Source organism: Xanthomonas hawaiiensis (genome assembly GCF_031834635.1).
In the GTDB taxonomy this organism is placed as follows: domain Bacteria; phylum Pseudomonadota; class Gammaproteobacteria; order Xanthomonadales; family Xanthomonadaceae; genus Xanthomonas_A; species Xanthomonas_A sacchari.
Genome location: NZ_CP115873.1, coordinates 3,904,140 through 3,929,634, shown reverse-complemented (window position 1 = coordinate 3,929,634; position 25,495 = coordinate 3,904,140). Strand labels below are relative to the sequence as shown.

Below are 25,495 nucleotides of genomic sequence, written 5' to 3'. Positions count from 1 at the left end.
CCCATGCGTCCTGCTTCCGTCCGTCGTCGCGCCGTCTCCGTGCTGTTGCCCATGTCCCTGTTCGCCGCGTTTCTGTTGCTGGCCGCCTGCGGCAAGCAGGAGACGCCGCCTGCGCCCGCGGCCGCGCCCGCGGCCGCGCCCGCGCCTGCCGCAGCGCCTGCGCCTGCACCGGCCGCGCCTGCCGCGCCCGCTGCCGCGGCGCCTGCACCCGCACCCGCTGCGGCGGTAACGCCGATTCCGAAGGGGCCGCCGGTCAAGGTCACCCCGGAGCTGGTCGCCGAAGGCAAGGCGATCTTCAATTCCGCCGGCTGCACCGCCTGCCACGGCGGCACCGGCGGCGGCGGCATGTGTCCGCCGCTGACCAACGACATCTGGGTCTACGGCAGCGACGACGACACCTTGCGCGCGCTGATCACCGAAGGCACCGCCGGCATGGCCGCGCACGGCAAGACCCGCATCGGCCACGAGAAGGTGGTCGGGCAGATGCCGCCGTTCGGGCCGGTGCTCAAGCCGGGCGACACCGAGAAGCTGCTGGCCTTCATTCACTCCATCAACAAGACCGCGGGCGCCACGCAATGAGGAACGCGTTGCGACTGGCCGCGGTCGTCGCGCTGTCGCTGTGCGCCGCGGCCTGCCAGCGTGCCCCTGCGCCCGCCGCAGGGGCCGATGCCGCGAAGGCTGCGCCGGCACCGACGACCGCTGCCGCGGCGCTGGCCTACGTCCCGAACCAGCGCAGCGGCACCATCTCGGTGATCGACACCGGCAGCGACCGGGTGGTGCGGACGCTGTCGGCGCAGGGCCAGCTCGGCAAGCGCCTGCAACAGGTGGTGCCGGGTCCGCCCGGGCATCTGTACGTCATCGACGCGCAGGGCCATCGCCTGCTGGACCTGGATACCGTGCAGGACCGCGTGCTGCGCAGCGTGGACATCGGCGAGAACGCCGAAGGCGTCGCCGCATCGCCGGATGGCCGCCAGTTGGCGGTGTGCGTGGAGGGGCAGAACCAGGTGATGCTGATCGACCCGGCCGGCTTCACCATCGGCGCGCATATCGCCACCCGCGGGCAGGCGCCGGAACACTGCGTCTACACCCCGGACGGCGCGCTGCTGCTGACCAGCAACGAAGGCTCCAACGACCTGGACGTGATCGACCTGAAGGCCGGTACGTCCACCGGCGTGATCGCCACCAGCGGCCATCCGCGCGGCATGGCGTTCGCGCCGGACGGCAAGACGGCGTACGTGGCGCAGGAAGCGGCCAACGTGGTCGACGTGATCGATCTGGCGGCGCGCAAGCGCGTGGCCAGCATCCCGGCCGGGCAGCGCACCGCCGGCATCGCCATCGCCCGCGACGGCAGCCGCGTGTATGCCTCCAACGGCGCCGGCACGGTCAGCGTGATCGATCCGGCCGCGCGCCGTGTGCTGGCGGAAATCCCGGTCGGGCAGCGGCCGTGGAACCCGGCGCTGAGTGCGGACGGCAAGAAGCTGTACGTGGCCAATGGCCGTTCCAACAGTGTCAGCGTCATCGACACGGCGGCGATGAAGGAGATCAAGCAGATCGCGGTGGGCGAGATGCCATGGGGTGTGGTCGTGGCGCAGTGAGGTGAGGCGAGCGGCGCTCTCGGGCGCCGCGACGGGAGGCGGGGAGAGCCGGAATGAAGACGCGAGCCGCGGTCGCCTGGGCGGCGAACCAGCCGCTGGCCATCGAGGAAGTGGATCTGCAGCCACCCAAGGCCGGCGAGGTGCTGGTGCGCATGGTCGCCAGCGGCATCTGCCATGGCGACGACATCGCCTTGTCCGGCATCGATGCCGAGGCGGCGTTTCCGGTGATCCTGGGCCAGGAAGGCGCCGGCGTGGTCGAGGACGTCGGTGTCGGCGTCACCAGCGTGCGCCCGGGCGATCACGTGATCCCGCTGTACATGCCCGAATGCGGCGTGTGCAAGTACTGCCGTTCCAACCGCACCAACCTGTGCCAGGCGATCCGCAGCAGCCAGGACCGCGGGCTGATGCCCGACGGCAGCAGCCGCTTCTCGCTGCACGGGCGCCCGCTGCTGCACTACATGGGCACCAGCACCTTCGCCGAGTACACGGTGCTGCCGGAGATCGCGGTGGCCCGGATCCATCCGGCCGCGCCGCTGGACAAGGCCTGCCTGCTCGGCTGCACGGTCACTACCGGCATCGGCGCGGTACTCAATACCGCGCGGGTGCGTCCGGGCGAAAGCGTGGCCGTATTCGGGCTGGGCGGCATCGGCCTGTCGGTGGTGCAGGGCGCGGTGATGGCGCGCGCCGAACGCATCATCGTGGTCGACATCAACCGCGACAAGTTCCCGCTGGCGCGCGCGCTGGGCGCCACCGATTGCCTGGACCCGAAGGATTTCGGCGCGCCGGTGCAGCAGGTCATCGTCGATCTCACCGACGGCGGCGCCGACCACAGCTTCGCCTGCGTCGGCGACGTGCGCGCGATGCGCGCGGCGCTGGAGTGCTGCCACAAGGGCTGGGGCGAAAGCATCATCCTCGGCGTGGCGCCGAGCGCGCAGGAGATCAGCACGCGGCCGCTGCAACTGGTCACCGGCCGCGCCTGGCGCGGCAGCGCGTTCGGCGGGGTCAAGGGCCGCAGCGAACTGCCGGCCTATGCCGAGCGCTACCTGGCCGGGGAGATCCGCATCGACGAACTGATCAGCGAAACCCTGCCGCTGGACCACATCAACCGCGGTTTCGAGGCGATGCGCGCCGGCCGCGGCATCAAATCGATCGTTCTCTACTGAGCCTCAAGGAACCGGCATGCCCTATACCCCAGGACCCAGCACCCCGTCGGCGAGTTCGCTCGCCCTGGCCGTCGCCACCGCCATCGGCCTGCTCGCCGCACCGGCGCGCGCGCAGACCACGGTCAACGCCGACGATGCGCAGATCACCGCGCTGGACCGGGTCGAGGTCACCGCCACGCCGATTCCCGGCACGCTGATCGATGCCGACCTGCTGCCGTACACGGTGCAGACCGCCAATGCCGACGACATCGCGCGCAGCCAGGCCGGCAACCTCACCGACTTCCTGCTGCGCGAGATGAACGGCGTGGACACCAACGAGGTGCAGGGCAGTCCGTTCCAGACCGATCTGACCTTCCGCGGCTTCCGCGCCTCGGCGCTGCCCGGCGCTTCGCAGGGCGTGTCGGTGTACCTGGACGGCGTGCGCATGAACGAGCCGTTCGCCGACATCGTCAGCTGGGACATGATGCCGGAGGCGGCGATCCGCAGCGTGGCGCTGATGCCTGGCTCCAACCCGCTGTTCGGCCCCAACACGCTGGGTGGCGCGCTGGCCTTCACCACTCAGTCCGGGCTGACCGCGCCGGGCCTGCGCGCCGACCTGTCGGTGGGCAGCGGCGCGCGCAAGCGCCTGGATGCGTCCTACGGCTACGCCGGCCGCGACGGCCTGCATGCCTTCGTCGCGGTCACCGGCTTCGACGAGAACGGCTGGCGCGACGCCTCCGCCGGCCGCCTGGGCACCGTGTTCGGCAAGCTCGGCCGGCAGGGCGACAGCACCGACTGGGACGTGTCGCTGCTGCACGGGCGCAGCCGCCTGGTCGGCAACGGCCTGCTGCCGAGCTACCGCTATACCGACGAGGGCACCGAGCCGGGACTGTACGAAGCCGACCGCGCCGCGGTCTACACCTCGCCGGACCTGACCCGCAATCGCAACACGCTGCTTACCGGGCAGTTCGATCACCGCTTCGACGAGCGCACCGCGCTGCATCTGCTGGCCTACTACCGGCAGGGGCGCCGCGACACCGTCAACGGCGACATCAACGACGACTACGAGGAATTCGTCGACGACTGCGCCGACGGCTACGCCGCCGACGGCACGCCGCTGGATGCCGGCTGCACGGTCTCGCGCGCCGATGCCGACGCCCTGCACAGCGGCGTGCTCAACACCACGCAGATGCGCCAGCATGCCGAGGGCGTGGCGCTGAACCTCAGCCGCCAGGCCGGCGCGCACGCGTTGAGCATCGGCGCCACCTACGACCGCAGTCGGGTGCGCTACCGGCAGTACGAACAGGAAGCTTTCGTGCAGGACGATCGCTCGGTGGTCGCCGATCCGGAAGAGGACCGGGAGTTCTTCTCCGGCGTCGACGGCCGCAGCAACACCCTGGGCCTGTTCGCCGCCGATACCTGGGAAGTGAGCGAGGGCACGCATGTCAGCGGTGCGCTGCGCTGGAACCGCGTCGCCGTCGCCAACACCCTGTCCACCGCCGACGACGGCGTGCTGCCGCGCGAGCGCTTCGTGTTCGCCAAGGCCAATCCGTCGCTGGGCATCACCCAGCGCCTGGGCGGCGGCTTCACCGCGTTCGCCTCGGCCTCGCAGAACAGCCGCGCGCCGACCGCGATCGAACTCGGCTGCGCCGACCCGGAGCAGCCGTGCCGGTTGCCGACCGGGCTGCAGGCCGATCCGCGCCTGGAGCAGATCGTCTCGCGCACCTACGAACTCGGCCTGCGCTGGAACCCATCGCCGGCGCAGACACTGAACGCTTCGCTGTATCGCGCCGACAACCGCGACGACATCTTGTTCCTGCGCGCACCCAATTCCCAGCAGGGCTACTTCGACAATGTCGATCGCACCCGCTACCAGGGTGCCGATCTCAGCTACCGCGGCAGCCGCGGCGCGCTGCGCTGGTTCGCCGGCTACAGCTACCTGGACGCCACCTACCGCAGCACCGGCGAACTGCTCTCGGGCGAGCGCACCGTGACCTTGCGCCCGGGCACCCGCATCGCCGGCCTGCCGCGCAACACGCTGAAGCTGGGTGTGGAGTGGCAGGCGCTGGCGCAACTGGCGCTCGGCGCGGACCTGCGCGCGGTGTCGCGGCGCGTGGCCAGCGGCAACGAGGATGGCCTGGTCGAGGATCCCGAAGAAGGCGAGGCACCGGCCCGCCATGATCTGTCCACCGGCGGCTACGCCTTGCTCGACCTGCACGGCACCTGGGAACTCGCCGAGGGCCTGTCGTTGTACCTGCGGGTCAACAACGTGTTCGACCGCCGCTACGAGACGTATGCGGCCATCGCCGAGGATCTGTTTCCGGGCGGTGCCCTGGCGCGGCCGCAGGACGCCGCGGTCGAGGACGGCCCGTCGCGCTTCGTCGCCCCCGGCGCCCCGCGGCAGTACCAGATCGGCCTGCGCTGGCGGTTCTAGCGGGCGTCGTGCGCTGTTGCGTGGCGCTGATGCGCTTCGCATGATGCGTCTGGTCCATGCGGCCGGACGCCGGCCGGCTCCGGCGAGTGTCGCGGCTGAAGCCGCTCCTACGGAAGCGCGCGTCGCCACCGGCGCTGCGAGTCCTGTAGGAGCGGCTTCAGCCGCGACGTCGAAGCCGGGCTTCCTCCAGCCGCAGCAGCGGTTGCGACTCAAACTCCCCAAGCACTCGCGCCAGCAGTGCCTGGCAACGCGCCAGGCGAGGCTTCACCGGCGACGCGCAGCGACATTCGCAAATCGAGATGCGACTCAACTCAAACCGTCGCCAACCCATGCTTGCGCAGCTTGCGATACAAGGTATTGCGACTGATGCCCAGCGCATCGGCGGTGCGGCTGACGTTCCAGCGGTGGCGCTCGAGCTGCTGCTGCAGCACGCTGCGCTCGGCGCTGTCCAGGGCGACGCGGCCGGGCACGCCGTCGCCGGCGTGCGCATCGTCGCCGAGCAGGCACGGGCCGCTGTCGGCGTCGACGATTTCCTGCGGCAGGTTGGGGATGCGGATGACGCCGTCGGCGCACAGCACCGCCGCGGTGCGCAGCACGTTGCGCAACTGCCGCAGGTTGCCGGGCCAGGCATAGCTGAGCAGCTTGTGCAGGGCGTCCTCGCTGATGCGCACCGGCTGCTCGCCGCTCTCCTCGCGCAGCAGGGTGCGGATCAGTTCGGCCTTGTCGCTGCGCTCGCGCAGCGGCGGCAGGTGCAGCACCACGCCGTTGAGGCGGTAGTACAGGTCCTCGCGGAAGCCGCCGTTGCCGACCATCTGCGCCAGGTCGCGGTGGCTGGCGCTGATCACGTGCAGTTCCAGCGGCACCGCGCGGTCGCTGCCCAGCGGAGTCACGCTCTGTTCCTCCAGCACGCGCAGCAGGCGCGTCTGCAGCGGCAGCGGCATGTCGCCGATCTCGTCCAGAAACAGGGTGCCGCCGCTGGCCTGCAGCAGCTTGCCGTGGCGTCCCTCGCGCGCGGCATCGGTGAAGGCGCCGCGCGCATAGCCGAACAGTTCGCTCTCGATCAGCGCCTCCGGGATCGCCGCGCAGTTCACCGCCACGAACGGCCGGTCGGCCCAGGGCGAGCTGCGGTGCACCGCCTTGGCGAACTCTTCCTTGCCGGTGCCGGTGGCGCCGCACAGCAGGATCGACACACGGTGCTTGGCCAGCTTCAGCGCATTGTCGAGATTGTGCAGCATGCGCGGATCGGAGCCGACATGGTCGTTGGCGCGCGCGGCCTGGGCATCCGCGCCGCCGGCGCGGGCACGGCTGGCGGGCGGGCGCGCGCGCGGCGGCTGCGCCAGGGCGAAGAAGCGGCGCCCGTGGCAGGCGCAGCGGATCGACCACAGCGTGCTGGCGTCGTTGCGCGCGCGCTGCTCCAGCGTGTCGAAATCCAGTTGCATCACCTGGGCGATATCGCGCCCGACCAGCGGGGAACGGTCGGGCTTGCCGAGCTGTTCCAGCGTCGCCTCGTTGACCGCCAGTACGCGGCCGTCGCCGCCCACCGCGATCAACGCCTCGTGCAGCAGCCCGGCGAACTCCGGACGGCTGTGGAAGCGCAGGATCCAGGCATGCCGGTACTGTTCCAGGAAGTACGCGCGGGCGATCTGCGCCGCCGACATACGCACCAGCGCGCCGGTATGGCATTGCACCAGCTTGGTATCGCGCGCGTCGGGCGTGGAAGCATCCAGCACCGCCAGCAGGCGGCCTTGCGGATCCAGGATCGGCGCGCCGCTGCACGACAACGGCAGGTGCCGCTCCAGGTAGTGCTCGCCGCGGTGCACGCTCAGCGCGCTGCCCTCCATCGCGCAGGTGCCGATGCCGTTGGTGCCCTGATAGCGCTCGGCCCAGCTGGCGCCGCAGAACAGCCCGGTCTCGCGGAACGCGCGCAGCAGCGCCGGATCCTGCACGCTGTGCAACACCGTGGCCTCGGTGTCGGCGAACACCACCGCGTAGCTGCCGCCGGCGATCTGTTCGTAGAGATTTTCCATCTCCACCTTGGCGATGCGCAGCAGCGCCTCCAGCCGCTGCTGGCGCTCGCGCAGTTCGCCGTCGTCGTGGACCATCGGCGAGGGATGGGTGTCCGGGTCCAGGCCGTACTCGTCGAGGCAGCGCCGCCACGAGCGCGCCAGGACCGGCGGCAACGACTCGATCTGGCGGAAATGGCGCATGCGCGCCAGCGGCGCGCAGTCGGCATCGGCGGCGGATGGTGCGACGACCTTGGCTTGCGCGAGGCTGGCGACAGTCGACTCGGACATGGACGCGCTCTCGTCCCCCCAGGGGGCCCCTGGCGCAAGTGACGCACAAATGGGGGCCGTGCTCAACCCGCAGTGCAGCAAAGGCGGGAGTGGGGAATCGGGAATGGGGAATGGCAAGAGCGGCTTGGCTGGGCGGATCCTGTTCCCCCCTTGCAGCGAAAAAAAACCGCGCAAAAGCGCGGTTCTTCGTGGTCTCAGGACGCCAGGTTCCCGCTTTTACGATTCCCCAATCCCGATTCCCCATTTCCGGCTTTACAGCGCGTAACCGAACTGCTGCTTGAACTGGTCGTTGAATTCGTCGAAGTCGAAGCGCTGGTTCTGGGTGCCCGGGTGCTCGACCTTCAGGGCGCCCATCAGGTTGCCCATGCGGCCGATGGTCAGCCAGTCGCAGCCGCGCTGGATGCCGAAGATCAGGCCGGCGCGGAAGGCGTCGCCGCAGCCGGTGGGGTCGACCACGCGGCGCTCGTGCGCCGGCGGGATGTCGTAGGTCTTCTCGGGGGTGTGCACCAGCGCGCCCTTCGGGCCCTGGGTGGTGATGTAGGCCTGCACGCGCGAGACGATGTCCTTCTCGTCCCAGCCGGTGCGCTCCTGCAGCAGGTTGGACTCGTAGTCGTTGACCACCACGTAGTCGGCCTGCTCGATGAACTGGCGCAGCTCCGGGCCGTTGAACAGCGGCATCGCCTGGCCCGGGTCGAAGATGAACGGCACGCCGCCGGCGCTGAACTCCTCGGCGTTCTGGATCATGCCCTCGCGCCCGTCCGGGCCGACCAGGCCCAGGGTCACGCCCGGCACGTCCTTCACGTGGTTCTCGTAGCTGCGCATCATCGCCCCGGGATGGAAGGCGGTGATCTGGTTGTTGTCGTGGTCGGTGGTGATGAACGCCTGCGGGGTGAACAGCTCCTCGATCACCTTGACCCGCGACAGGTCGATGCCCAGCGCCTGGAAATGCTCGCGGTACGGGCCGAAGTCCTGGCCCACGGTGCCCATGGGGATCGGGTGGCCGCCCAGCAGGTGCAGGTTGTAGGCGATGTTGCCGGCGCAGCCGCCGAACTCGCGGCGCATCCGCGGTACCAGGAACGACACGTTCAGGATGTGCACCTTGTCCGGCAGGATGTGGTTCTTGAACTGGTCCGGGAACACCATGATGGTGTCGTAAGCGAGGGAACCACAGATCAGTGCAGACATCGGGCAGGCCTTGGCGGAGGAATGAGCCCGCATTCAGGCGGGCGAGGGGCGGGGTCGCCGCGGCGCAAAGGGTAACGGCTGCGGCCCGGCAGGGCCAGAACCACGATCCATCGCAGTCTCGCCGATACCACGCAACGCGTGGTTTTAGCGAGAATTTTCCTTGCCCGCACCCAGGCGGATTGCTAGGCTAGCGGACTTCGTTTTCTGCCCATTTTTTCGCCATTCTGGCGACGGCGCGCGCCCCAGGACCCAATCCCCCGATGTTCAAGAAACTCCGCGGCATGTTCTCCAACGACCTGTCCATCGATCTGGGCACGGCCAACACCCTCATCTACGTGCGTGGCCAGGGCATCGTGCTGAACGAACCGTCGGTGGTGGCGGTGCGCCAGGACCGCGCGATCGGCGGCACCCGCTCGGTGGCCGCGGTCGGCGCCGAGGCCAAGCAGATGCTCGGCCGTACCCCCGGCCATATCACCACCATCCGCCCGATGAAGGACGGCGTCATCGCCGACTTCACCTACACCGAGGCGATGCTGAAGCACTTCATCAAGAAGGTGCACAAGTCGCGCTTCCTGCGCCCTAGCCCCCGCGTGCTGGTGTGCGTGCCGGCCGGCTCCACCCAGGTCGAGCGCCGCGCGATCAAGGAGTCGGCCGAGGAGGCCGGCGCCCGCGACGTGTACCTGATCGAGGAGCCGATGGCCGCGGCGATCGGCGCCGGCATGCCGGTCACCGAGGCGCGCGGCTCGATGGTCATCGACATCGGCGGCGGCACCACCGAGGTCGCGGTCATTTCGCTGAACGGCATCGTCTATTCGCAGTCGGTGCGCATCGGCGGCGACCGCTTCGACGAGTCGATCACCAACTACGTGCGCCGCAACCACGGCATGCTGATCGGCGAGGCCACGGCCGAGCGGATCAAGCTGGAGATCGGCTGCGCCTACCCACAGGCGGTGGTGCAGGAGATGGAGATCTCCGGCCGCAACCTCGCCGAGGGCGTGCCGAAGATGATCAAGATCAACTCCAACGAAGTGCTGGAAGCGCTGCACGAGCCGCTGTCGGGCATCGTCTCGGCGGTCAAGCTGGCGCTGGAGCAGACCCCACCGGAACTGTGCGCCGACGTCGCCGAGCGCGGCATCGTGCTGACCGGCGGCGGCGCGCTGCTGCGCGACCTGGACCGGCTGATCTCCGAGGAAACCGGCCTGCACGTGCAGGTCGCCGACGATCCGCTGACCTGCGTGGCCCGCGGCGGCGGCCGTGCGCTGGAGCTGGTGGACATGCACGGCAACGAGTTCTTCGCGCCGGAGTGAGCGTGAGGCCGGGAATGGGCAGTCGGGAATGGGGAATAGAATGGCCCCTCCGCCTCTGCCCTGCCGGCGCCGTCTCCACCCGTCGCCTGCCTGCGCCCCGGCCCGATCGCGCCGGGAGCGCGCCATTGCTTTCCGATTTCCCACTCCCGATTCCCCATTCCCGGCTTTAGCCCGTGCCTCCTTACGCCGGTCCTCCCGTCACCGCCCGCCCCGGCGAATCCGCCAGCACGCCGCGCCTGCTGGCCTACCTGGCGCTGGCGCTGGTGCTGATCGTGCTCGACGCGCAGGCCGACTGGCTGGCCCGCCTGCGCAGCCAGGCCACGGTGCTGGTGCAGCCGATCTGGGCGCTGGCCGGCCTGCCCGGGCGGCTGGGCACCCAGGTGCAGGAGAACGCGGCCAGCCACGCGCAACTGGTCAAGGAAAACCGCGCGCTGCGCAACGAACTGCTGATCGCCAAGGCGCGCCTGACCCGGCTGCAGACCGCGGCACTGGACAACGCGCAATTGCGCGAACTGCTGGGCGTGGCCGAGCGCCGCGGCCTGGACGTGCAACTGGCGCCGATCCTGGACATCGACCTGGACCCGACCCGGCAGCGGCTGGTGCTCGATGCCGGCAGCCGCGACGGCGTGCACGTCGGCCAGGCGGTGATCGACGCCGGCGGCCTGATGGGCCAGGTGATAGCGGTGACCCCGCTGCACTCCACCGTGCTGCTGCTGACCGACCCCGACCACGCGGTGCCGGTGACGGTGGCGCGCAACGGCGTGCGCCTGATCGTCTACGGCCGCGGCGGCAGCCTGGAACTGCGCGACATCCCGCTCAGCGCCGGCGTCGAAGTGGGCGACGAGATCGTCACCTCGGGCCTGGGCGGCCGCTTCCCGGCCGGCTTCCCGGTCGGCACCATCTCCGCCCTGCGCCCGGACGACACCCACGCCTTCCTGGTCGGCGAACTGAAGCCGGCGGCGAAGCTGGACCGGGGCAGGGATGTGCTGTTGCTGAAGAGCAGGGAATGGGGAATCGGGAATCGGGAATTGGCGAAGCCGGCGTCTGCGGCTGCGGAAGGCGCCTCGCCCGTGGTTGGCGCAGCGCAAGGCGGTGAAGTGAAGCCTGCGCAGGGTGCGGACCCAGCCCCCGCAACCGGAGCAGCCGTCCCGGCGTCGCCGAGCGCGCATCCGTCCGGTACCGCGGCCACCCCGCAGCCGACCAAGCCGGCACGCGCGACCACCGATTCCCGACTCCCCATTCCCGATTCCCGCCCGGCTCCAAAGGAGACGGGCCAATGAGCCGCCTGCGCAGCAAAGGCTGGGTGCTCCCGGTCAGCGTGATCGTGGCGCTGTTGCTGGGGTTGATGCCGTTGCCGCTGGTGGTGCAGCCGTTGCGGCCGTACTGGCTGGCGCTGGTGGTGGCGTACTGGGTAATCGAGACCCCGGACAAGGTCGGGCTGGGCTTCGCTTTCGCGGTCGGGGTGCTGGCCGATCTGCTGTACGGCGGGGTGCTGGGCGAGCAGGCGCTGCGCCTGGTGATCCTGAGCTTCATCCTGCAGCGCTTCCGCGCGCGCATCCGTTTCTTCCCGATGTCGCAGCAGGCGCTGGCGATCGGCGGCCTGCTGGTCAACGACCGCATCGTCGCCGCGGCGGTGCACCTGGCCGTCGGCGAGCCGACGCTGCCGTGGAACTACTGGTGGGCGCCGCTGCTGGGCATGGCGCTGTGGCCGCCGCTGTTCGTGCTGCTGGACGCGCTGCGGCTGGGCCGGCGGAGCAAGTAGCATGGCCCTGCACCCGCGCCGCGCGCAGAAGAACCCGCACGCCGAGGCCGAGCAGTTCCGGCGACGCGCGGCGCTGGGCTTCCTTGGCGTGCTGGTGGCGTTGCTGGGCCTGGGCGGCTGGTACTTCAAGCTGCAGGTGCTGGACCACGACATCTACACCACGCGTTCGGACGCCAACCGCATCAAGCCGCGGCCGGTGGTGCCCGGGCGCGGCATGATCTACGACCGCAACGGCCGCCTGCTGGCCGAGAACGTGCCCGCGTTCCGGCTCGACGTGACCCCGGACAAGGTCGCCGACATGGACGCGCTGCTGGCCGAGCTGGGCAAGGTCATCGCGCTGTCGCCGGAAGACATCGAGCGTTTCCAGGCCGCGCGCAAGGCCAGCCGCAGCTTCCGCCCGATCACCCTGAAGCTGCGCGTCAGCGAGGAGGAGCGGGCGCGCTTCGCGGTGGACCGCTGGCGCTTCCCGGGCGTGGAGCTGGAACCCTACCTGACCCGCCACTACCCCTACGGCGATCTGTTCGCGCACATCATCGGCTACGTCGGCCGCATCGACGAGAAGGACCTGGAGACGCTGGGCGAGGGCAACGCCGCGCTGACCCACATCGGCAAGTCCGGGCTGGAGCGCTATTACGAGGAGGAACTGCGCGGCAAGGTCGGCTACGAGCAGGTCGAGACCAACGTGCAGGGCCGCGCGATCCGCACCGTCGGCCGGGTGCCGGCGCAGTCCGGCGCCGACCTGCGCCTGTCCATCGACGCCGACCTGCAGCGCGCCATGGTCGCAGCGTTCGGCGACTACCAGGGCTCGGCCATCGCCATCGATCCGCGCACCGGCGAGATCCTGGCCATGGTCAGCCTGCCGTCCTACGACCCCAACCTGTTCGTCAACGGCATCTCCCACGCCGATTTCCAGGCGCTCAACAGCGATCCGTCGCGGCCGCAGTTCAACCGTCTGGTGCTGGGTGGCGTGGCGCCCGGCTCCACCATCAAGCCGTTCATGGGCCTGGCCGGCCTGGACAGCGGCACCCGCCGCCCGGAGGACAAGATCCTCTCCACCGGCATGTTCTACCTGCCCGGGGTCAGCCGCGGCTGGGGCGACTCGCACCGCGGCGGCCATGGCTGGACCGACCTGCGCAAGTCGATCGCGCAGTCGGTGAACACCTACTACTACAAGCTGGCCATCGACATGGGCATCACCAAGGTCGACCAGTACATGACCCGCTACGGCTTCGGCGTGCCCACCGGCATCGACCTGGTCGGCGAGACCGGCGGCATCGTGCCGTCACCGGCCTACAAGGCCAAGAGCCGCAAGGAAGCCTGGTACCCGGGCGACACGGTCAACATCGCCATCGGCCAGGGCGACTGGAAGGTGACGCCGCTGCAACTGGTGCGCGGCGTCGCCGGCATCGCCGACGGGCAGCTGCGCACGCCGCATCTGGTGATGGCCACGCGCCAGGCCTTCGACCAGCCGTGGGCGCCGGTGCAGCCGGAGCCGAGCAAGCCGATCAGCGACAACCCCAGCAACCTGCAGGCGGTGCGCGAAGGCATGATGGACACCATGCGTCCGGGCGGCAGCGGCTATGCCATCACCGTCGGTGCGCCGTACCAGATGGCCGGCAAGACCGGCACCGCGCAGGTGGTCAGCCGCAAGGGGCTGGCCGCGGTCGATCCGCGCAGCCTGCCGATGCACCTGCGTCACCGCTCGCTGTTCGAGGGCTTCGCGCCCGCCGAGCGGCCGACCATCGCCCTGGCGATCGCGGTGGAGGGCGGCGGCTACGGCGCCAGTACCGCCGCGCCGATCGCCCGCAAGATCTTCGATGCCTGGCTGCTCGGCCGGCTGCCGCCCGGCGTCGAGCCGCTGGACAGCCTGCGCGGCGCCACCGCCTTCGGCAGCCACCTGTACTACGCCGAGGATCCGGGCTCGCGCGCCGCCGCCGATGCGGTCGCCCTGGCCGCCGGCGAACGCCCGGTGCTGATCGGCCAGGCCGAGGTGGATGCGGCGGTGGTGCCGTTGCCGTCCGCAGCGCCGGCGATCCCCGACGAGATTCCGGACGAGCGATGAAGGATTTCCTGCGCTGGCTGGTCGACATCGGCGGCCGCTTCACCCGCACCCTGGACTGGCCGATGTGCCTGGCGCTGGGCGCGCTGATGGCGATGGGGCTGGCGGTGCTCAAGAGCGCCGGCGGCATGCACCTCGTCATGGCGCAGGGCGCGCGCTTCGCCATCGGCGCGGCGGCGATGTGGAGCCTGTCGCGGGTGTCGGCGCTGCGCCTGCGCGCCTGGACCCCGCTGATCTACGCGCTGTCGATGCTGCCGCTGCTGGCGGTGTTCGTGCTGGGCACCGGCAAGTACGGGCGGCAGTGGCTGGACCTGAAGGTGTTCTACCTGCAGCCGGCCGAACTGCTGAAGATCAGCATGCCGATGATGGTGGCCTGGTACCTGCACCGCATGCCGCTGCCGCCGCGCATCCCCACGGTGCTGGTCAGCGCGGTGATCATCGGCATTCCCACCGCCTTGATCATGCTGCAGCCGGACTTCGGCACCGGCGTGCTGATCGCCGCCAGCGGTGGCTTCGTGCTGCTGCTGGCCGGCCTGCCGTGGTGGTGGGTGGGCATCGCCGTCGGCGGCGTCGCCGCGGCCGCGCCGGTGGCCTGGCTGTGGCTGCTGCGGCCCTACCAGAAGGACCGCATCATGATGTTCCTCAACCCGGAGAACGACGCGCTCGGCGCCGGCTGGAACATCATCCAGTCCAAGATCGCGATCGGTTCCGGCGGCCTGCACGGCAAGGGCTGGGGCATGGGCTCGCAGTCGCACCTGAACTTCATTCCCGAGCAGACCACCGACTTCGCGTTCTCCGTGCTCAGCGAGGAGTTCGGCTGGATCGGCGTGGCCACGGTGATGACCCTGTACCTGATCGTGATCGGGCGTTGCCTGTGGATCGCCTCGCAGGCGCGCGACACCTTCTCGCGGCTGCTGGCCGGCGCCACCGGCCTGGCGTTCTTCGTCTACGTGCTGGTCAACGGCGGCATGATCTCCGGGCTGCTGCCGGTGGTCGGCGTGCCGATGCCGCTGATGAGCTACGGCGGCACCTCGGCGGTGTCGCTGCTGGCCGGGCTGGGCCTGGTGATGGCGGTGAAGGCGCACCGTCCGGTACACGGTTACTGAGCGAGCCGCACGGCGGCGCCGCGCGCTGGCTTAACCGCGCCCTTGCACGCAGATGGCCGTGGGATGGCAGCGCGTGTCGCGCGTGCCACAATTCGCGTCGATGCCACGTGACGCGCGCCGCTCCCCCCGGCCCATACGTGTGCAGGAACTTCCGGGCAGGCAGGTGCGACCCCGCGCTCCATCCCCCGCCCACATCGCCGAGGCACCCCACGCAGCGCATTCGCCGATCCGGGCCCTCGCCCGTCCGTCCGCGTCGTCCGCCGCTTCCTCGTCGTTCTCTGTGGTTCCCGAGGCTCGGCGCTGGCCGAGATGGATGCGTGTCGATGAAATTCCTGCGTGTGTTGCTGTTGACGAGCGTGGTGCTGGGCCTGAGCGGCTACGCACTGCTGCGCTATTACTTTCCGCCGGGGGCGCTACATGCGCGCGGCTATGGTCGCGCGACCCTGGTGCATCCGCAGGGCACGCCGCAGGGCCTGGTGATCCTGCTCGCCAGCGGCAGCCCGGCGCAGCGGCATGCCGCCGCGCAGCGCATCGCCGCCAGCGGCGCGCTGGTCGCGGTGGTCGACGGCCAGCGCTATCTCAAGCATCTGCGGCGTGGTGGCCACGGCTGCGACAAGGCCTGGCACGACGCCGAGCAGTTGAGCCGGCGGCTGCAGCGGCAGTTGCATGGCGACAGCTACTACCTGCCGGTGCTGGCCGGCAGCGGTACCGCGGCGACCCTCGCCGAGCGCATCGTCGGGGCCGCGCCGACCGCGACCCTGGGCGGCGCCATCGGCGTGGCGCCGGCACCCACCGAGGTCTGCGCCGGCACCGCCGCCGCCACCGCGGCGCAGGGCTTCGTCGACACCGTGGCGGCGCCGGCCGATGGCGGCGTGGAGGCCGCGCTGGCGGCGCGCGTCGCCGCGCACCTGCATGCGCGCAGCCGCGGCGGTGCGCTGGACGACCTGCCGCTGACCGAACTGCCGTCGAACATCCCGGGCGCGCCGCTGGCCATCGTGCTGTCCGGCGACGGCGGCTGGCGCGACATCGACAAGGGCATGGCCGAGGCCCTGCAGCGCCGTGGCATCGCCGTGGTCGGCTGGGACAGCCTGCGCTACTTCTGGCGGGCCAAGCCGCCGGCGCGGGCCAGCGCCGACCTGAGCCGGGTCATCGCCTACTACCAGCAGCGCTGGCGTCCGCAGAAGATCCTGCTGGTCGGCTATTCCTTCGGCGCCACCACCCTGCCGTTCATGGTCAACCGGCTGCCGCCGGCGCAGCGCGAGCAGGTCGGCCTGGTGGCCTTGCTGGGCCTGGAGCACAAGGCCGATTTCCAGATCCGCGTGCGCGGCTGGTTCAATCTCGGCGACGCCGACGACGCCTTGCCGGTAGAGCCGGAAGTGGCACGCATCGCCCCGGCGCAGTTGCTGTGCGTGTACGGCGACAAGGAAACCGATACGCTCTGCCCGCAATTGCGCGCGCGCGGTGCGGAGGTGGTGGTGTTGCACGGCGGTCATCATTTCGACCAACACCCGGCGGGCCTGGCGACGATCGTCGACGACCGCTGGCAGCACCTGTCCGCCGACGCGCGCCTGCCCGTGGCCGAACTGCGTGCGCCGCGTCCTGCGGCGGCCGCGGCATCGCCTGCCGCCGCGCTGCCGCCGTCGCACGCCGCGCTCCGGCAATGAGCCTGCGCATGCGCGTTGCGCGGGTATGCGGCGGCGCGCTCGCCGCCGCGGCGTTCGCCAGCGCCGCCGCGACCGGCGATGCGCGCCGTGTCGTCGAACCGCGCCTGCCGCCGGTGTGCATGACCCTGGATGCGACCCTGCAGGCGCGGCAACGCCGCTTCGCCGACGCGCAGGAGCGCCGCCCGCCGGACACCGCACGCCTCCAGGCCGCGCTCGACCGCTGCGCCGACGGCGCGCACGGCGCGGTGCTGCTGCGCGCCGGCAGCGGCAGCGCCTTCCTCAGCGGGCCGTTGACGATCCGCAGCAACACCACGCTGGTCATCGACAGCGGCGTGACCCTGTTCGCCTCGCGCCAGCCGGCCGACTACCAGGTCCCTGGCCGCAGCGCCTGCGGCCAGGCCGCGGACCGCAGTGGCAGCTGCCGCGCGCTGATCACTCTGCACGGGCGCAACCTGGGGGTGATGGGCGTGCGCGACGCCGCCGGCCATCAGGGCAGCATCGACGGCCGCGGCGACCTGCCGATGCTCGGCGGCAGCGACAACTGGTGGCAGTTCGCGCGCAGCGCCAAGGCCGCCGGCCAGACCCAGAACGCCCCCGACCTGATCCGCGCGCAGGACGTCGCCGATCTGCAGCTCTACCACGTCAACCTGGTCGACGCGCCGTACTTCCACCTGTTCGTGCACGGCGGCGACGGCGTCACCGTGTGGGGTGTGCGGGTCATGGCGCCGGCCAACAGTCCCAACACCGACGGCCTGGATCTGGACAGCGTGCGCAACGCGACCCTGGCCGACAACGACGTGATGGCCGGCGACGACGGCATCGCGATCAAGACCAGCGCCGCGCGCTCGGCCGCCATCACCGTGCGCGATTCGCGCTTCTACGGCACCCACGGCATCTCCATCGGCAGCGAGGTGATGTACGGCGTCGACAACGTGCTGGTGGACGGCAACCGCCTGGTCGGCCACGACGCCGACGGCATCGTCGCCACCGACAACAACGGCCTGCGCATCAAGACCGGCCCGGCCAAGGGCGGCCCGGTGCGCGACGTGCTCTACCGCAATACCTGCCTGTTCGGCGTGGCCAGGCCGCTGGTGATCACGCCGCGCTACGGCCACGACCACGGCGGCAGCCGCAGCGGCAGCGTGCCGACCTTCGTCGGGATCGTGGTCGACGGACTGCGCGCGCAAGACACGCCTGCCGGCAAGGGCAGCACGGTGCAGGGCGACAGCGTCGCGACCCCGCTGGACCTGGTGCTGGCGCACGTGGCCGCCGACGTCGCCACGCTGCATGCCAGCAATGCGCGCATCGGCGTGGACCACTCCAACCTGCAGTTGAGCCAGGACAGCAGCGCGGCTTCCACCTACGCGACCACGCTGGCCGGGTCGGTCCCGGCCTGCACCAACGCGCCGGTGTTTCCGGCGCTGTAGCCCGCGCGCGCAACGCCGACGGCCACTCGGCGCGCGCCCGTGCGGCGCGAAGCAGTCGGTGCCTGCGTCTTGCGGAGGCGACGGCGTGCGCCGCCACGCGCTGCAATCGTCCTGTCACATCGCAGCGTTCCGCCCCCTTGCTGTGGTCATCGTGCGCGTTCTCGTGCCCGTGATGGTGCGGCGCGCTTGATCCGGATCAATGCCCACGCGTCGGCCCGCGCGCACAGTGCACGCGTCCTCCAAGCGAGCCGCGATCATGGCGTTCACTGTTGCAGTGTTGAAGGAAGAACAGGCCGAGGAGCGCCGCGTGGCGATGGTGCCCGCGGTGCTGCCGAAGCTGGCCAAGCTGGGCGCGCAACTGCGCCTGCAGGCCGGGGCCGGCAGCGGTTCGCGGCTGCCGGATGCGGCCTATGCCGGCGCCACCGTGCTCGAGGATGCAGAAGAGGTGGTGGCCGGTGCGGACCTGCTGCTGGCGGTGCAGGCGCCATCGCTGCGCACGGTGGCGGCGCTGCGCCCGGGCAGCACGCTGATCGCGATGCTGTACCCGGCCAAGGTGCCTGGCCTGCTGGAGCTGCTGTGCGAACGTCGCATCACCGCCTTCGCGATGGAGACCGTGCCGCGCATCAGCCGTGCGCAAGCGCTGGACGTGCTGTCCAGCCAGGCCGCGTTGGCCGGCTATTACGCGCCGCTGCTCGGCGCCGTGCATCTGCCGCGCATCCTGCCGATGATGACCACCGCGGTCGGTTCGCTGCGTGCCGCGCGCGTGCTGGTGATGGGCCTGGGCGTGGCCGGCCTGCAGGCGCTGGCCACCGCGCACCGGCTTGGCGCGATCACCGAAGGCTACGACGTGCGTCCGGAAACACGCGAGCAGGCGCAGTCGGTCGGCGCGCGCTTCGTCGACACCGGCATCGACGCGCGCGGCGAGGGCGGCTATGCGCGCGAACTCAGCGCCGAGGAGCGGGCCAAGGCCGCGGCGGTGCTGACCCAGCACATCCAGCAGGCCGACCTGATCATCACCACCGCCAACGTGCCCGGGCGCACCGCGCCGATCCTGATCGGCCGCGAGCAGATCGCCGGCATGAAGCCCGGCGCGGTGATCGTGGATCTCGCCGCCGACAGCGGCGGCAACTGCGAAGGCAGCGTGCCGGGGCAGACCGTGGACGTCGGACCGGTCACCCTCGTCGCTCCGCGCAACGTGCCTTCTGCGCTGGCCCAGCACGCCAGCGAGCTGTACGCCAAGAACCTGCTGGGCCTGCTCGATCTGCTGGTGCGCGACGGCGCACTGGTGCCGGACTTCGACGATGCGGTGGTCGCCGGCACCGCGCTCACCCATGACGGCCGCCTCTGCCACCCACCGGCGCCGGCCGCCGCGCCCGTTCCCACCAAGGAGTCCTGAGTCATGTCCCTCGATCTGTCGATGAGCTGGCTGATCGCGTTGTACGTGTTCATGCTGGCCGCGTTCACCGGCTACGAAGTGATCGGCAAGGTGCCGTCGATCCTGCACACGCCGCTGATGTCCGGTTCCAACTTCGTCCACGGCATCGTCGTGGTCGGTGCGATGCACGCGCTGTTCAATGCCGACACCGTCGCCGGCCAGGCGATCGGTTTCGTCGGCGTGTTGCTGGGCGCCGGCAATGCCGCCGGCGGCTACGTGGTCACCGACCGCATGCTGGCGATGTTCAAGCCCAGCGCCGCGCCGGCCGCGAAGGAGTAGCGCCATGCTCTCGCTCCTGGTGGAACTGAGCGGATTCGCCGCCGCGTTGCTGTTCATCCTCGGCCTGAAGCGCATGTCCTCGCCGGTGACCGCGCTGCGCGGCATCGTCCTGGCCGGGATCGGCATGCTGGTGGCGGTGGCCGCCGCCTTCGGCTATCTCGCCGACCTGCAGCCCGCGGCGCGTCCGCACGCGCTGACCAACCTGGCCCTGGCGTTGCTGGCGTTGCTGCTGGGCGGTGCCTGGGCCTGGCGCAGCGGTCGCCGTGTCGCGGTGACCGCGATGCCGCAGATGGTGGCCCTGTACAACGGCATGGGCGGCGGCGCAGCCGCGGCGGTGGCCGGAGTCGCGCTGACCGCGCGGCAGCCGCAGCAGGGTGGCCTGCATCTGGCGGTGACCGTGCTCGGTGCGCTGATCGGCGCGATCTCGCTGTCCGGCTCGGTGATCGCCTGGGCCAAGCTCGATGGCCGCATCAACACCGCGTGGCGGTTCAAGGGGCAGAGCGCTTTCAATGCGGCGGTGTTCCTGGCCGCGCTGGTGCTAGGCACGCTGGTGGTCACCGGCTCGGGCGGCGCCTGGGCGGCGCCCGCGTTCTTCGTTGCCGCGCTGGGCTTCGGCGTGCTGATGACGCTGCCGATCGGCGGCGCCGACATGCCGGTGGTGATCTCGCTGTACAACGCCTTCACCGGCCTGGCGGTGGGCCTGGAAGGCTTCGCCCTGCAGAACCCGGCGCTGATGATCGCCGGCATGGTGGTCGGCTCCGCCGGCACCCTGCTGACCGTGCTGATGGCCAAGGCGATGAACCGCTCGCTGGGCAACGTGCTGTTCAGCAATTTCGGCGACGGCGCGGTGGTCGCGCAGGGCGACGTGCAGGGCCGCATGACCGCGGTCGAGCCGGGCGATGCGGCGACGTCGATGCGCTACGCCTCCAGCGTGATCATCGTGCCGGGTTACGGCCTGGCCGTGGCGCAGGCGCAGGGCCGGCTGTACGAACTGGTGAAGCTGCTGCAGGCCGCCGGCGTCGACGTGAAGTTCGCCATCCATCCGGTCGCCGGGCGCATGCCCGGGCACATGAACGTGCTGCTGGCCGAAGCCGGCGTGCCCTACGACCTGATCTACGACATGGAGGACATCAACGACAGTTTCGCCAGCACCGACGTGGCGCTGGTGATCGGCGCCAACGACGTGGTCAACCCGGCGGCGCGCACCGACAAGGCCTCGCCGATCTACGGCATGCCGATCCTTAACGCCGACCAGGCGCATCAGGTCTACGTGATCAAGCGCGGCCAGGGCAAGGGCTACGCCGGCGTGGAGAACCTGCTGTTCTACGGCGACAACTGCGACATGGTCTACGGCGACGCTGCCGCGGTGCTCAACCGCATGGTGCAGGCGGTGAAGGAACTGGCCGCCTGACCCAACCGACTCCCGCGCCGGCGCGAGGCGTCCGGCGCTTTCCGACCTTCCACGAGGACACCACCATGACCTATGCGACCCGCAATCCCTACACCGGCGAACTGCTCGCCACCTTCCCGGAGGCCACCGATGCGCAGGTGCTGGCCGCGATCGATGCCGCCGACGCTGCGTTCCAGCACTGGAAGCAGACCTCCTTCGCCGAGCGCGCCAGGGTGATGCATGCCGCGGCGCGGCTGCTGCGCGCCAACACCCGCGAGTACGCCTGCCTGCTGACCCTGGAGATGGGCAAGCTGATCGGCGAGGCCGACGCCGAGGTGCGGCTGTCGGCGGACATCTTCGAGTACTACGCGGTCAACGCCGAGCGCTTGCTGGCGCCGGAGCACCTGCCGGTGGCCAATCCGGCAGAGGGCAGGGCGATGGTGGTACACGAGCCGCTGGGCGTGCTGCTGGCGATCGAGCCGTGGAATTTCCCGTACTACCAGATCGCGCGGATCATCGCCCCGCAACTGTCGGCCGGCAACACCGTACTGCTCAAGCACGCCTCCAACGTGCCGCAGTGCGCGGCCAAGTTCGAGGCGCTGATGGCCGAAGCCGGGCTACCGGCCGGGGCCTTCGCCAATCTCTACGCCACCCGCGGCCAGGTGGAGACCATCCTCAACGATCCGCGCGTGCACGGCGTGGCGCTCACCGGGTCGGAAGGTGCCGGTGCCATCGTCGCGGCCCAGGCGGCCAAGGCGCTGAAGAAGTCGACCATGGAACTGGGCGGTGCCGACGCCTTTGTGGTGCTGGACGATGCGCCGCTGGAGAAGACGGTGAAGTGGGCGGTGTTCGGCCGCCACTGGAACGGCGGCCAGGTCTGCGTGTCGTCCAAGCGCATGATCGTGATGCAGGAGGTGTACGAAGAATTCCTGCAGCGTTACCGCGCCGGCGTGGCGGCGCTGCGTGCCGGCGATCCGATGGATCCGGCGACCACCCTGGCGCCGCTGTCGTCGCAAGGCGCCGCCGACGATCTGAAGCGGCAGATCGCCGAGGCGGTCAGGCATGGCGCCACCGCGACCGAGGTCGGGCCGCCGGTGCCGGTGCATGGCGCGTTCGTGCAGCCGACCCTGCTCACCGACGTCGCCCCGGACAACCCGGCCTACCACCAGGAATTCTTCGGCCCGGTGTCGATGCTGTTCCGCGCCCGGGACGAGGACGACGCGGTACGCATCGCCAACGATTCGCCGTTCGGCCTGGGCGGCTCGGTGTTCACCGGCGACGACGCGCGCGGGGTCGCGGTGGCCAGGCGCATCTCCACCGGCATGGTGTTCGTCAACCACCCGACCATGGTCAAGGCCGACCTGCCGTTCGGCGGCGTGCGCCGTTCCGGCTACGGGCGCGAACTGATCGGGTTGGGCATCAAGGAATTCGTCAATCACAAGCTGATCGACGTGATCGACATCGACGCGCCGTTCTGAGTGAGGCGCCATGCGTACGCCAGGCCGTCGGGGGCAACCCCGGCGGCTTTTTTGTGCCGTGGCCACGTCGGGGACCAGGGCGCGCACCCGGTGCATGCCGGCAGGTCATGCTGCGGGCGCACTTGACCTGAGGCAAAGTTCTTTTGTTTCATGGCGTTATTGGTAGAAATTCATCTTGAATCTGTTAGTCTGCCGGCATGATCCGACGCTCGCTGATTTGCCTGCTCACGCTTGGCCTGGTCGCATGCGCGACCCAGCCCAAGGCGCCGCCGTCGCCGCCGCAGGCCAGCGCGCCGCCGCCGGCGCCACGCCCGGCACCGCCGGCCGAGGCCGCGCCGGAAGTGGTGCAGGCGCCGCCGGTGGACCTGACCCCGGTGCCGTTCGAGATCGCCCGCGCCAACTTCGTGCGCGACACCGCGGCCAAGTACGGCATGGATCCGGCGCAGATCGAGGCGACCCTGGCGCAGGCCCAGTTCAAGGATGCGATCGTCGCGGCGATGTCGCGCCCGGCCGAGCGGGTCAAGCCGTGGAGCGAGTACCGGCCGATGTTCATCAGCCAGGCGCGCATCGACGGTGGCCGCGCGTTCCTGGCCACGCACCGCGACGAACTGCAGCGGGTGCAGGCGCGCACCGGCGTGCCGGCCGAGACCATCGTGGCGATCATCGGCGTGGAAACCAGCTACGGCAAGAACGCCGGCTCCTACCGCGTGCTGGATGCGCTGTACACGCTGGCGTTCCGCTACCCGCGCAGCGGCGATCCGGCCAAGCTTGAGCGCGAGGTGCGCCGCGAGCTGTTCTTCCGCGATGAGCTCGGCCAGTTGTTCGCGCTGGCCCGCGAGGAGAACCTGGACATCACCACCCTGATCGGCAGCTACGCCGGCGCGATGGGCCTGGGCCAGTTCATGCCGTCCAGCTACCGCCAGTTCGCCGTCGACGGCGATGGCGACGGCAAGCGCAACCTCTTCACCGACTACGACGACGCGTTCTCGTCGATCGCCAACTATTTCGTCAAGAAGGGCGGCTGGGTGCGCGACGGGCTGGTCGCGGTGCCGGCGACGCTGCGTCCGGGTGCGGAGGAATTCAATCCGACCGACTGGACGCCGACCTATACCCTGGCCGACCTGGCCGCGCGCGGCTACACGCCGACCGCGCCGATGCCGGCGACAGCCGGCACCGCCACCCCGATCACCCTCGACGGCAGCGCCGGCAAGCAGTACTGGCTGGGCTTCCAGAACTACTACGCGATCACCCGCTACAACAATTCCAAGATGTACGCGATGGCCGTCTACCAACTGTCCCAGGCCATCGCCGGCAAGGAGTTACCACCGGCATGAACCCGAACGCGCTGCTCCGGATCGCTCCCGTCGTCGCTGTGCTGGCGCTGGCCGCCTGCAGCAGCGCCCCGAAGAAGACCGCCGGCGGCGCCGGACCCGGCATCCGGGTCGAGGGCAAGGGCCCGGCGCACGTCGCCACCGGCTGCCCCTCGACCTCGCCCTACGCGCCGGCCAAGGAAGACCCGTCCAAGCGCGGCAACTACACCGCCGGCGGCCTGTACGCGCCCGGCGTGCGCGACACCACCCCGGACTACGTGCCCAACGTCGCCTGCATTCCCGAGCCGCTGGTCACCGACGAGCCGCGCTCGGCGATCGGCAACCGTTCCCCGTACATGGTGCTGGGCCGCGAGTACGTGGTCATCGACGATCCGCACAGCTACGTCGAACGCGGCACCGCCTCGTACTACGGCAGCAAGTTCCATGGCCGCCTGACCTCCAACCGCGAGGTCTACGACATGTACGCGTTCACCGCCGCGCACAAGACCCTGCCGCTGCCCAGCTTCGCCCTGGTCACCAACCTGGACAACGGCGAATCGGTGGTGGTGCGGATCAACGACCGCGGCCCGTTCCACGACGACCGCCTGATCGACCTCAGCTACGCGGCGGCGGTCAAGCTCGGCATCACCGGCAAGGGCACCGGCCGCGTGGAAGTGCGTGGCCTGACCCCGGCCGACAACGGCGACCTGCTGGCGCGGCGCACTCCTGGCCGGCGTCCGGCGACGCTGCTGGCCAGCGCGTCCACCGCGACCGCCACGCGCGATCCCGCGGCGGTGCGGCGCGCGGCGGACATGGACAATCTGGTCAAGACCCTGCCGGCGACGTCGGCCGGAACGGCCGGCGGCAGCGTGGCCGCTGCCACGACCGTGCCGGCGCGTGCCGTGCCGGTGGCTGCCGTGGCCGCGCCTACCGCCGCCGCGGCGACCGCCACCGCCGCGGCGCTGCCGGAAGGCGAGCGTTGGCGGTATCGCGTGCAGGACGCGCCGGGCCGGGTCGGCGATGCGGACCGGTTCGACGCGTGGATGAAGTCGCGTGGCGTGCGCGTGGCCACCGGCAAGCCGACCACGCCGGCGCCCAGCGTGGCCGCGGCGAACAGCCCGGTGCGCGGATCCCGCGGCACCGCAGCCGCCACTTCCACGGCCGCCCCTGTCACGGCCGCGCAGAGCGTCGCGGTGACCACGCCGACGCCGGCGGCTCCCGCCAGAGCGGTCGCCACCGCCGAGCCGCGGGCCGACGCCGACAGCGCGCGCGGGCCGCTCGGCATCCTGCTGCAGGTGGCCAGCTTCGCCAGCCGCGAGAACGCCAACCGCGCGCTGTCGCAGTTGGCCTCGGCCGGCATCGTCGGCGCCAGCATCAGCGACATCGTCTCCGGCGGCCGCACCCTGTGGCGGTTGCGGGTGGCCGCCGAAGACCATGGCCGCGCCGCGGAACTGGCCACGCGCATCGCCGGCCTCGGCTTCGGCCGGCCGCAGATCGTCAAGGATTGAGGCCGCACGCCCGCCACGGCGGGCCTGCGCCGCGCCGATGGCTTAACGCCGGTTCGCGCGCGTGTCCGTGCCGCGCCTGTCATGGTGCCGGCTCGGCCTACAATGTCGCGTTTTCCATCG

The 25,495-nt window shown here is 70.7% G+C and carries 19 protein-coding genes; 17 read left to right on the top strand and 2 right to left on the bottom strand.

Annotated elements, in window-relative coordinates; genetic code table 11:
* Positions 1-3 precede the first annotated feature (3 nt).
* Genes PG878_RS16710 through PG878_RS16695 form a run of 4 tightly spaced genes read left to right on the top strand, consistent with a single transcriptional unit; the run spans position 4 to position 5,171 of the window.
* Positions 4-579: a c-type cytochrome gene (locus PG878_RS16710; protein WP_209030695.1), complete on the top strand. Its 576-nt coding sequence runs from the start codon at positions 4-6 to the stop codon at positions 577-579.
* Positions 576-1,595, top strand: a complete 1,020-nt coding sequence (locus PG878_RS16705; protein WP_209030696.1) for a beta-propeller fold lactonase family protein — start codon at positions 576-578, stop codon at positions 1,593-1,595. Before PG878_RS16710 ends, PG878_RS16705 begins: the two co-directional genes overlap by 4 nt.
* A 53-nt stretch (positions 1,596-1,648) precedes the next feature.
* Entirely contained in the window at positions 1,649-2,758 is a 1,110-nt protein-coding gene (locus PG878_RS16700; RefSeq protein ID WP_019801042.1) for an S-(hydroxymethyl)glutathione dehydrogenase/class III alcohol dehydrogenase, read from the top strand.
* Between the two features lie 16 nt (positions 2,759-2,774).
* Positions 2,775-5,171 (top strand): TonB-dependent receptor, encoded by a 2,397-nt coding sequence (locus PG878_RS16695; RefSeq protein WP_209030697.1) that lies wholly within the window; start codon positions 2,775-2,777, stop codon positions 5,169-5,171.
* 311 nt (positions 5,172-5,482) lie between these two features.
* Here PG878_RS16695 and PG878_RS16690 read toward each other — a convergent pair whose 3' ends face one another.
* A complete protein-coding gene (locus PG878_RS16690; protein ID WP_209030698.1) occupies positions 5,483-7,465 on the bottom strand; it encodes a sigma-54-dependent Fis family transcriptional regulator in 1,983 nt (660 codons plus the stop codon).
* A 252-nt stretch (positions 7,466-7,717) separates the two neighbouring features.
* Positions 7,718-8,650 (bottom strand): carbohydrate kinase family protein, encoded by a 933-nt coding sequence (locus tag PG878_RS16685; RefSeq protein ID WP_010343691.1) that lies wholly within the window; start codon positions 8,648-8,650, stop codon positions 7,718-7,720.
* Between the two features lie 260 nt (positions 8,651-8,910).
* Between PG878_RS16685 and PG878_RS16680 the strand changes: the two genes are divergently transcribed.
* The 13 genes from PG878_RS16680 to PG878_RS16620 all read left to right on the top strand — a co-directional run bounded on the left by PG878_RS16680 (position 8,911) and on the right by PG878_RS16620 (position 25,375).
* On the top strand, positions 8,911-9,957 hold the full coding sequence (locus PG878_RS16680) for a rod shape-determining protein (protein WP_010343692.1): 1,047 nt from the start codon (positions 8,911-8,913) through the stop codon (positions 9,955-9,957).
* A 173-nt stretch (positions 9,958-10,130) separates the two neighbouring features.
* Complete coding sequence (mreC, locus tag PG878_RS16675; RefSeq protein ID WP_209030699.1) at positions 10,131-11,237, top strand: rod shape-determining protein MreC; 1,107 nt, start codon at positions 10,131-10,133, stop codon at positions 11,235-11,237.
* Positions 11,234-11,719 (top strand): rod shape-determining protein MreD, encoded by a 486-nt coding sequence (gene mreD / locus PG878_RS16670; RefSeq protein WP_010343694.1) that lies wholly within the window; start codon positions 11,234-11,236, stop codon positions 11,717-11,719. The genes mreC and mreD overlap by 4 nt, the downstream gene beginning before the upstream one ends.
* Position 11,720: 1 nt before the next feature.
* On the top strand, positions 11,721-13,781 hold the full coding sequence (gene mrdA / locus PG878_RS16665) for a penicillin-binding protein 2 (protein WP_209030700.1): 2,061 nt from the start codon (positions 11,721-11,723) through the stop codon (positions 13,779-13,781).
* On the top strand, positions 13,778-14,884 hold the full coding sequence (gene rodA / locus PG878_RS16660) for a rod shape-determining protein RodA (protein WP_209030701.1): 1,107 nt from the start codon (positions 13,778-13,780) through the stop codon (positions 14,882-14,884). The genes mrdA and rodA overlap by 4 nt, the downstream gene beginning before the upstream one ends.
* Before the next feature lie 323 nt (positions 14,885-15,207).
* Entirely contained in the window at positions 15,208-16,548 is a 1,341-nt protein-coding gene (locus PG878_RS16655; RefSeq protein ID WP_209030703.1) for a virulence factor family protein, read from the top strand.
* 2 nt (positions 16,549-16,550) lie between these two features.
* Entirely contained in the window at positions 16,551-17,975 is a 1,425-nt protein-coding gene (locus PG878_RS16650) for a glycoside hydrolase family 28 protein (RefSeq protein WP_425611785.1), read from the top strand.
* A gap of 256 nt (positions 17,976-18,231) precedes the next feature.
* Complete coding sequence (locus tag PG878_RS16645; RefSeq protein ID WP_209030705.1) at positions 18,232-19,371, top strand: NAD(P) transhydrogenase subunit alpha; 1,140 nt, start codon at positions 18,232-18,234, stop codon at positions 19,369-19,371.
* A gap of 3 nt (positions 19,372-19,374) precedes the next feature.
* Entirely contained in the window at positions 19,375-19,689 is a 315-nt protein-coding gene (locus PG878_RS16640; protein ID WP_017909700.1) for an NAD(P) transhydrogenase subunit alpha part 2, read from the top strand.
* Between the two features lie 4 nt (positions 19,690-19,693).
* Positions 19,694-21,100 (top strand): NAD(P)(+) transhydrogenase (Re/Si-specific) subunit beta, encoded by a 1,407-nt coding sequence (locus PG878_RS16635; protein WP_209030706.1) that lies wholly within the window; start codon positions 19,694-19,696, stop codon positions 21,098-21,100.
* Positions 21,101-21,165: 65 nt separating this feature from the next.
* Positions 21,166-22,557: an NAD-dependent succinate-semialdehyde dehydrogenase gene (locus PG878_RS16630; protein WP_209030707.1), complete on the top strand. Its 1,392-nt coding sequence runs from the start codon at positions 21,166-21,168 to the stop codon at positions 22,555-22,557.
* 197 nt (positions 22,558-22,754) lie between these two features.
* Positions 22,755-23,891 (top strand): lytic murein transglycosylase B, encoded by a 1,137-nt coding sequence (gene mltB, locus PG878_RS16625; RefSeq protein ID WP_209030708.1) that lies wholly within the window; start codon positions 22,755-22,757, stop codon positions 23,889-23,891.
* Positions 23,888-25,375 carry a septal ring lytic transglycosylase RlpA family protein gene (locus PG878_RS16620; RefSeq protein WP_209030709.1) on the top strand — a complete coding sequence of 496 codons (1,488 nt, stop codon included), beginning with the start codon at positions 23,888-23,890 and terminating at the stop codon, positions 25,373-25,375. The genes mltB and PG878_RS16620 overlap by 4 nt, the downstream gene beginning before the upstream one ends.
* Positions 25,376-25,495: the final 120 nt, after the last annotated feature.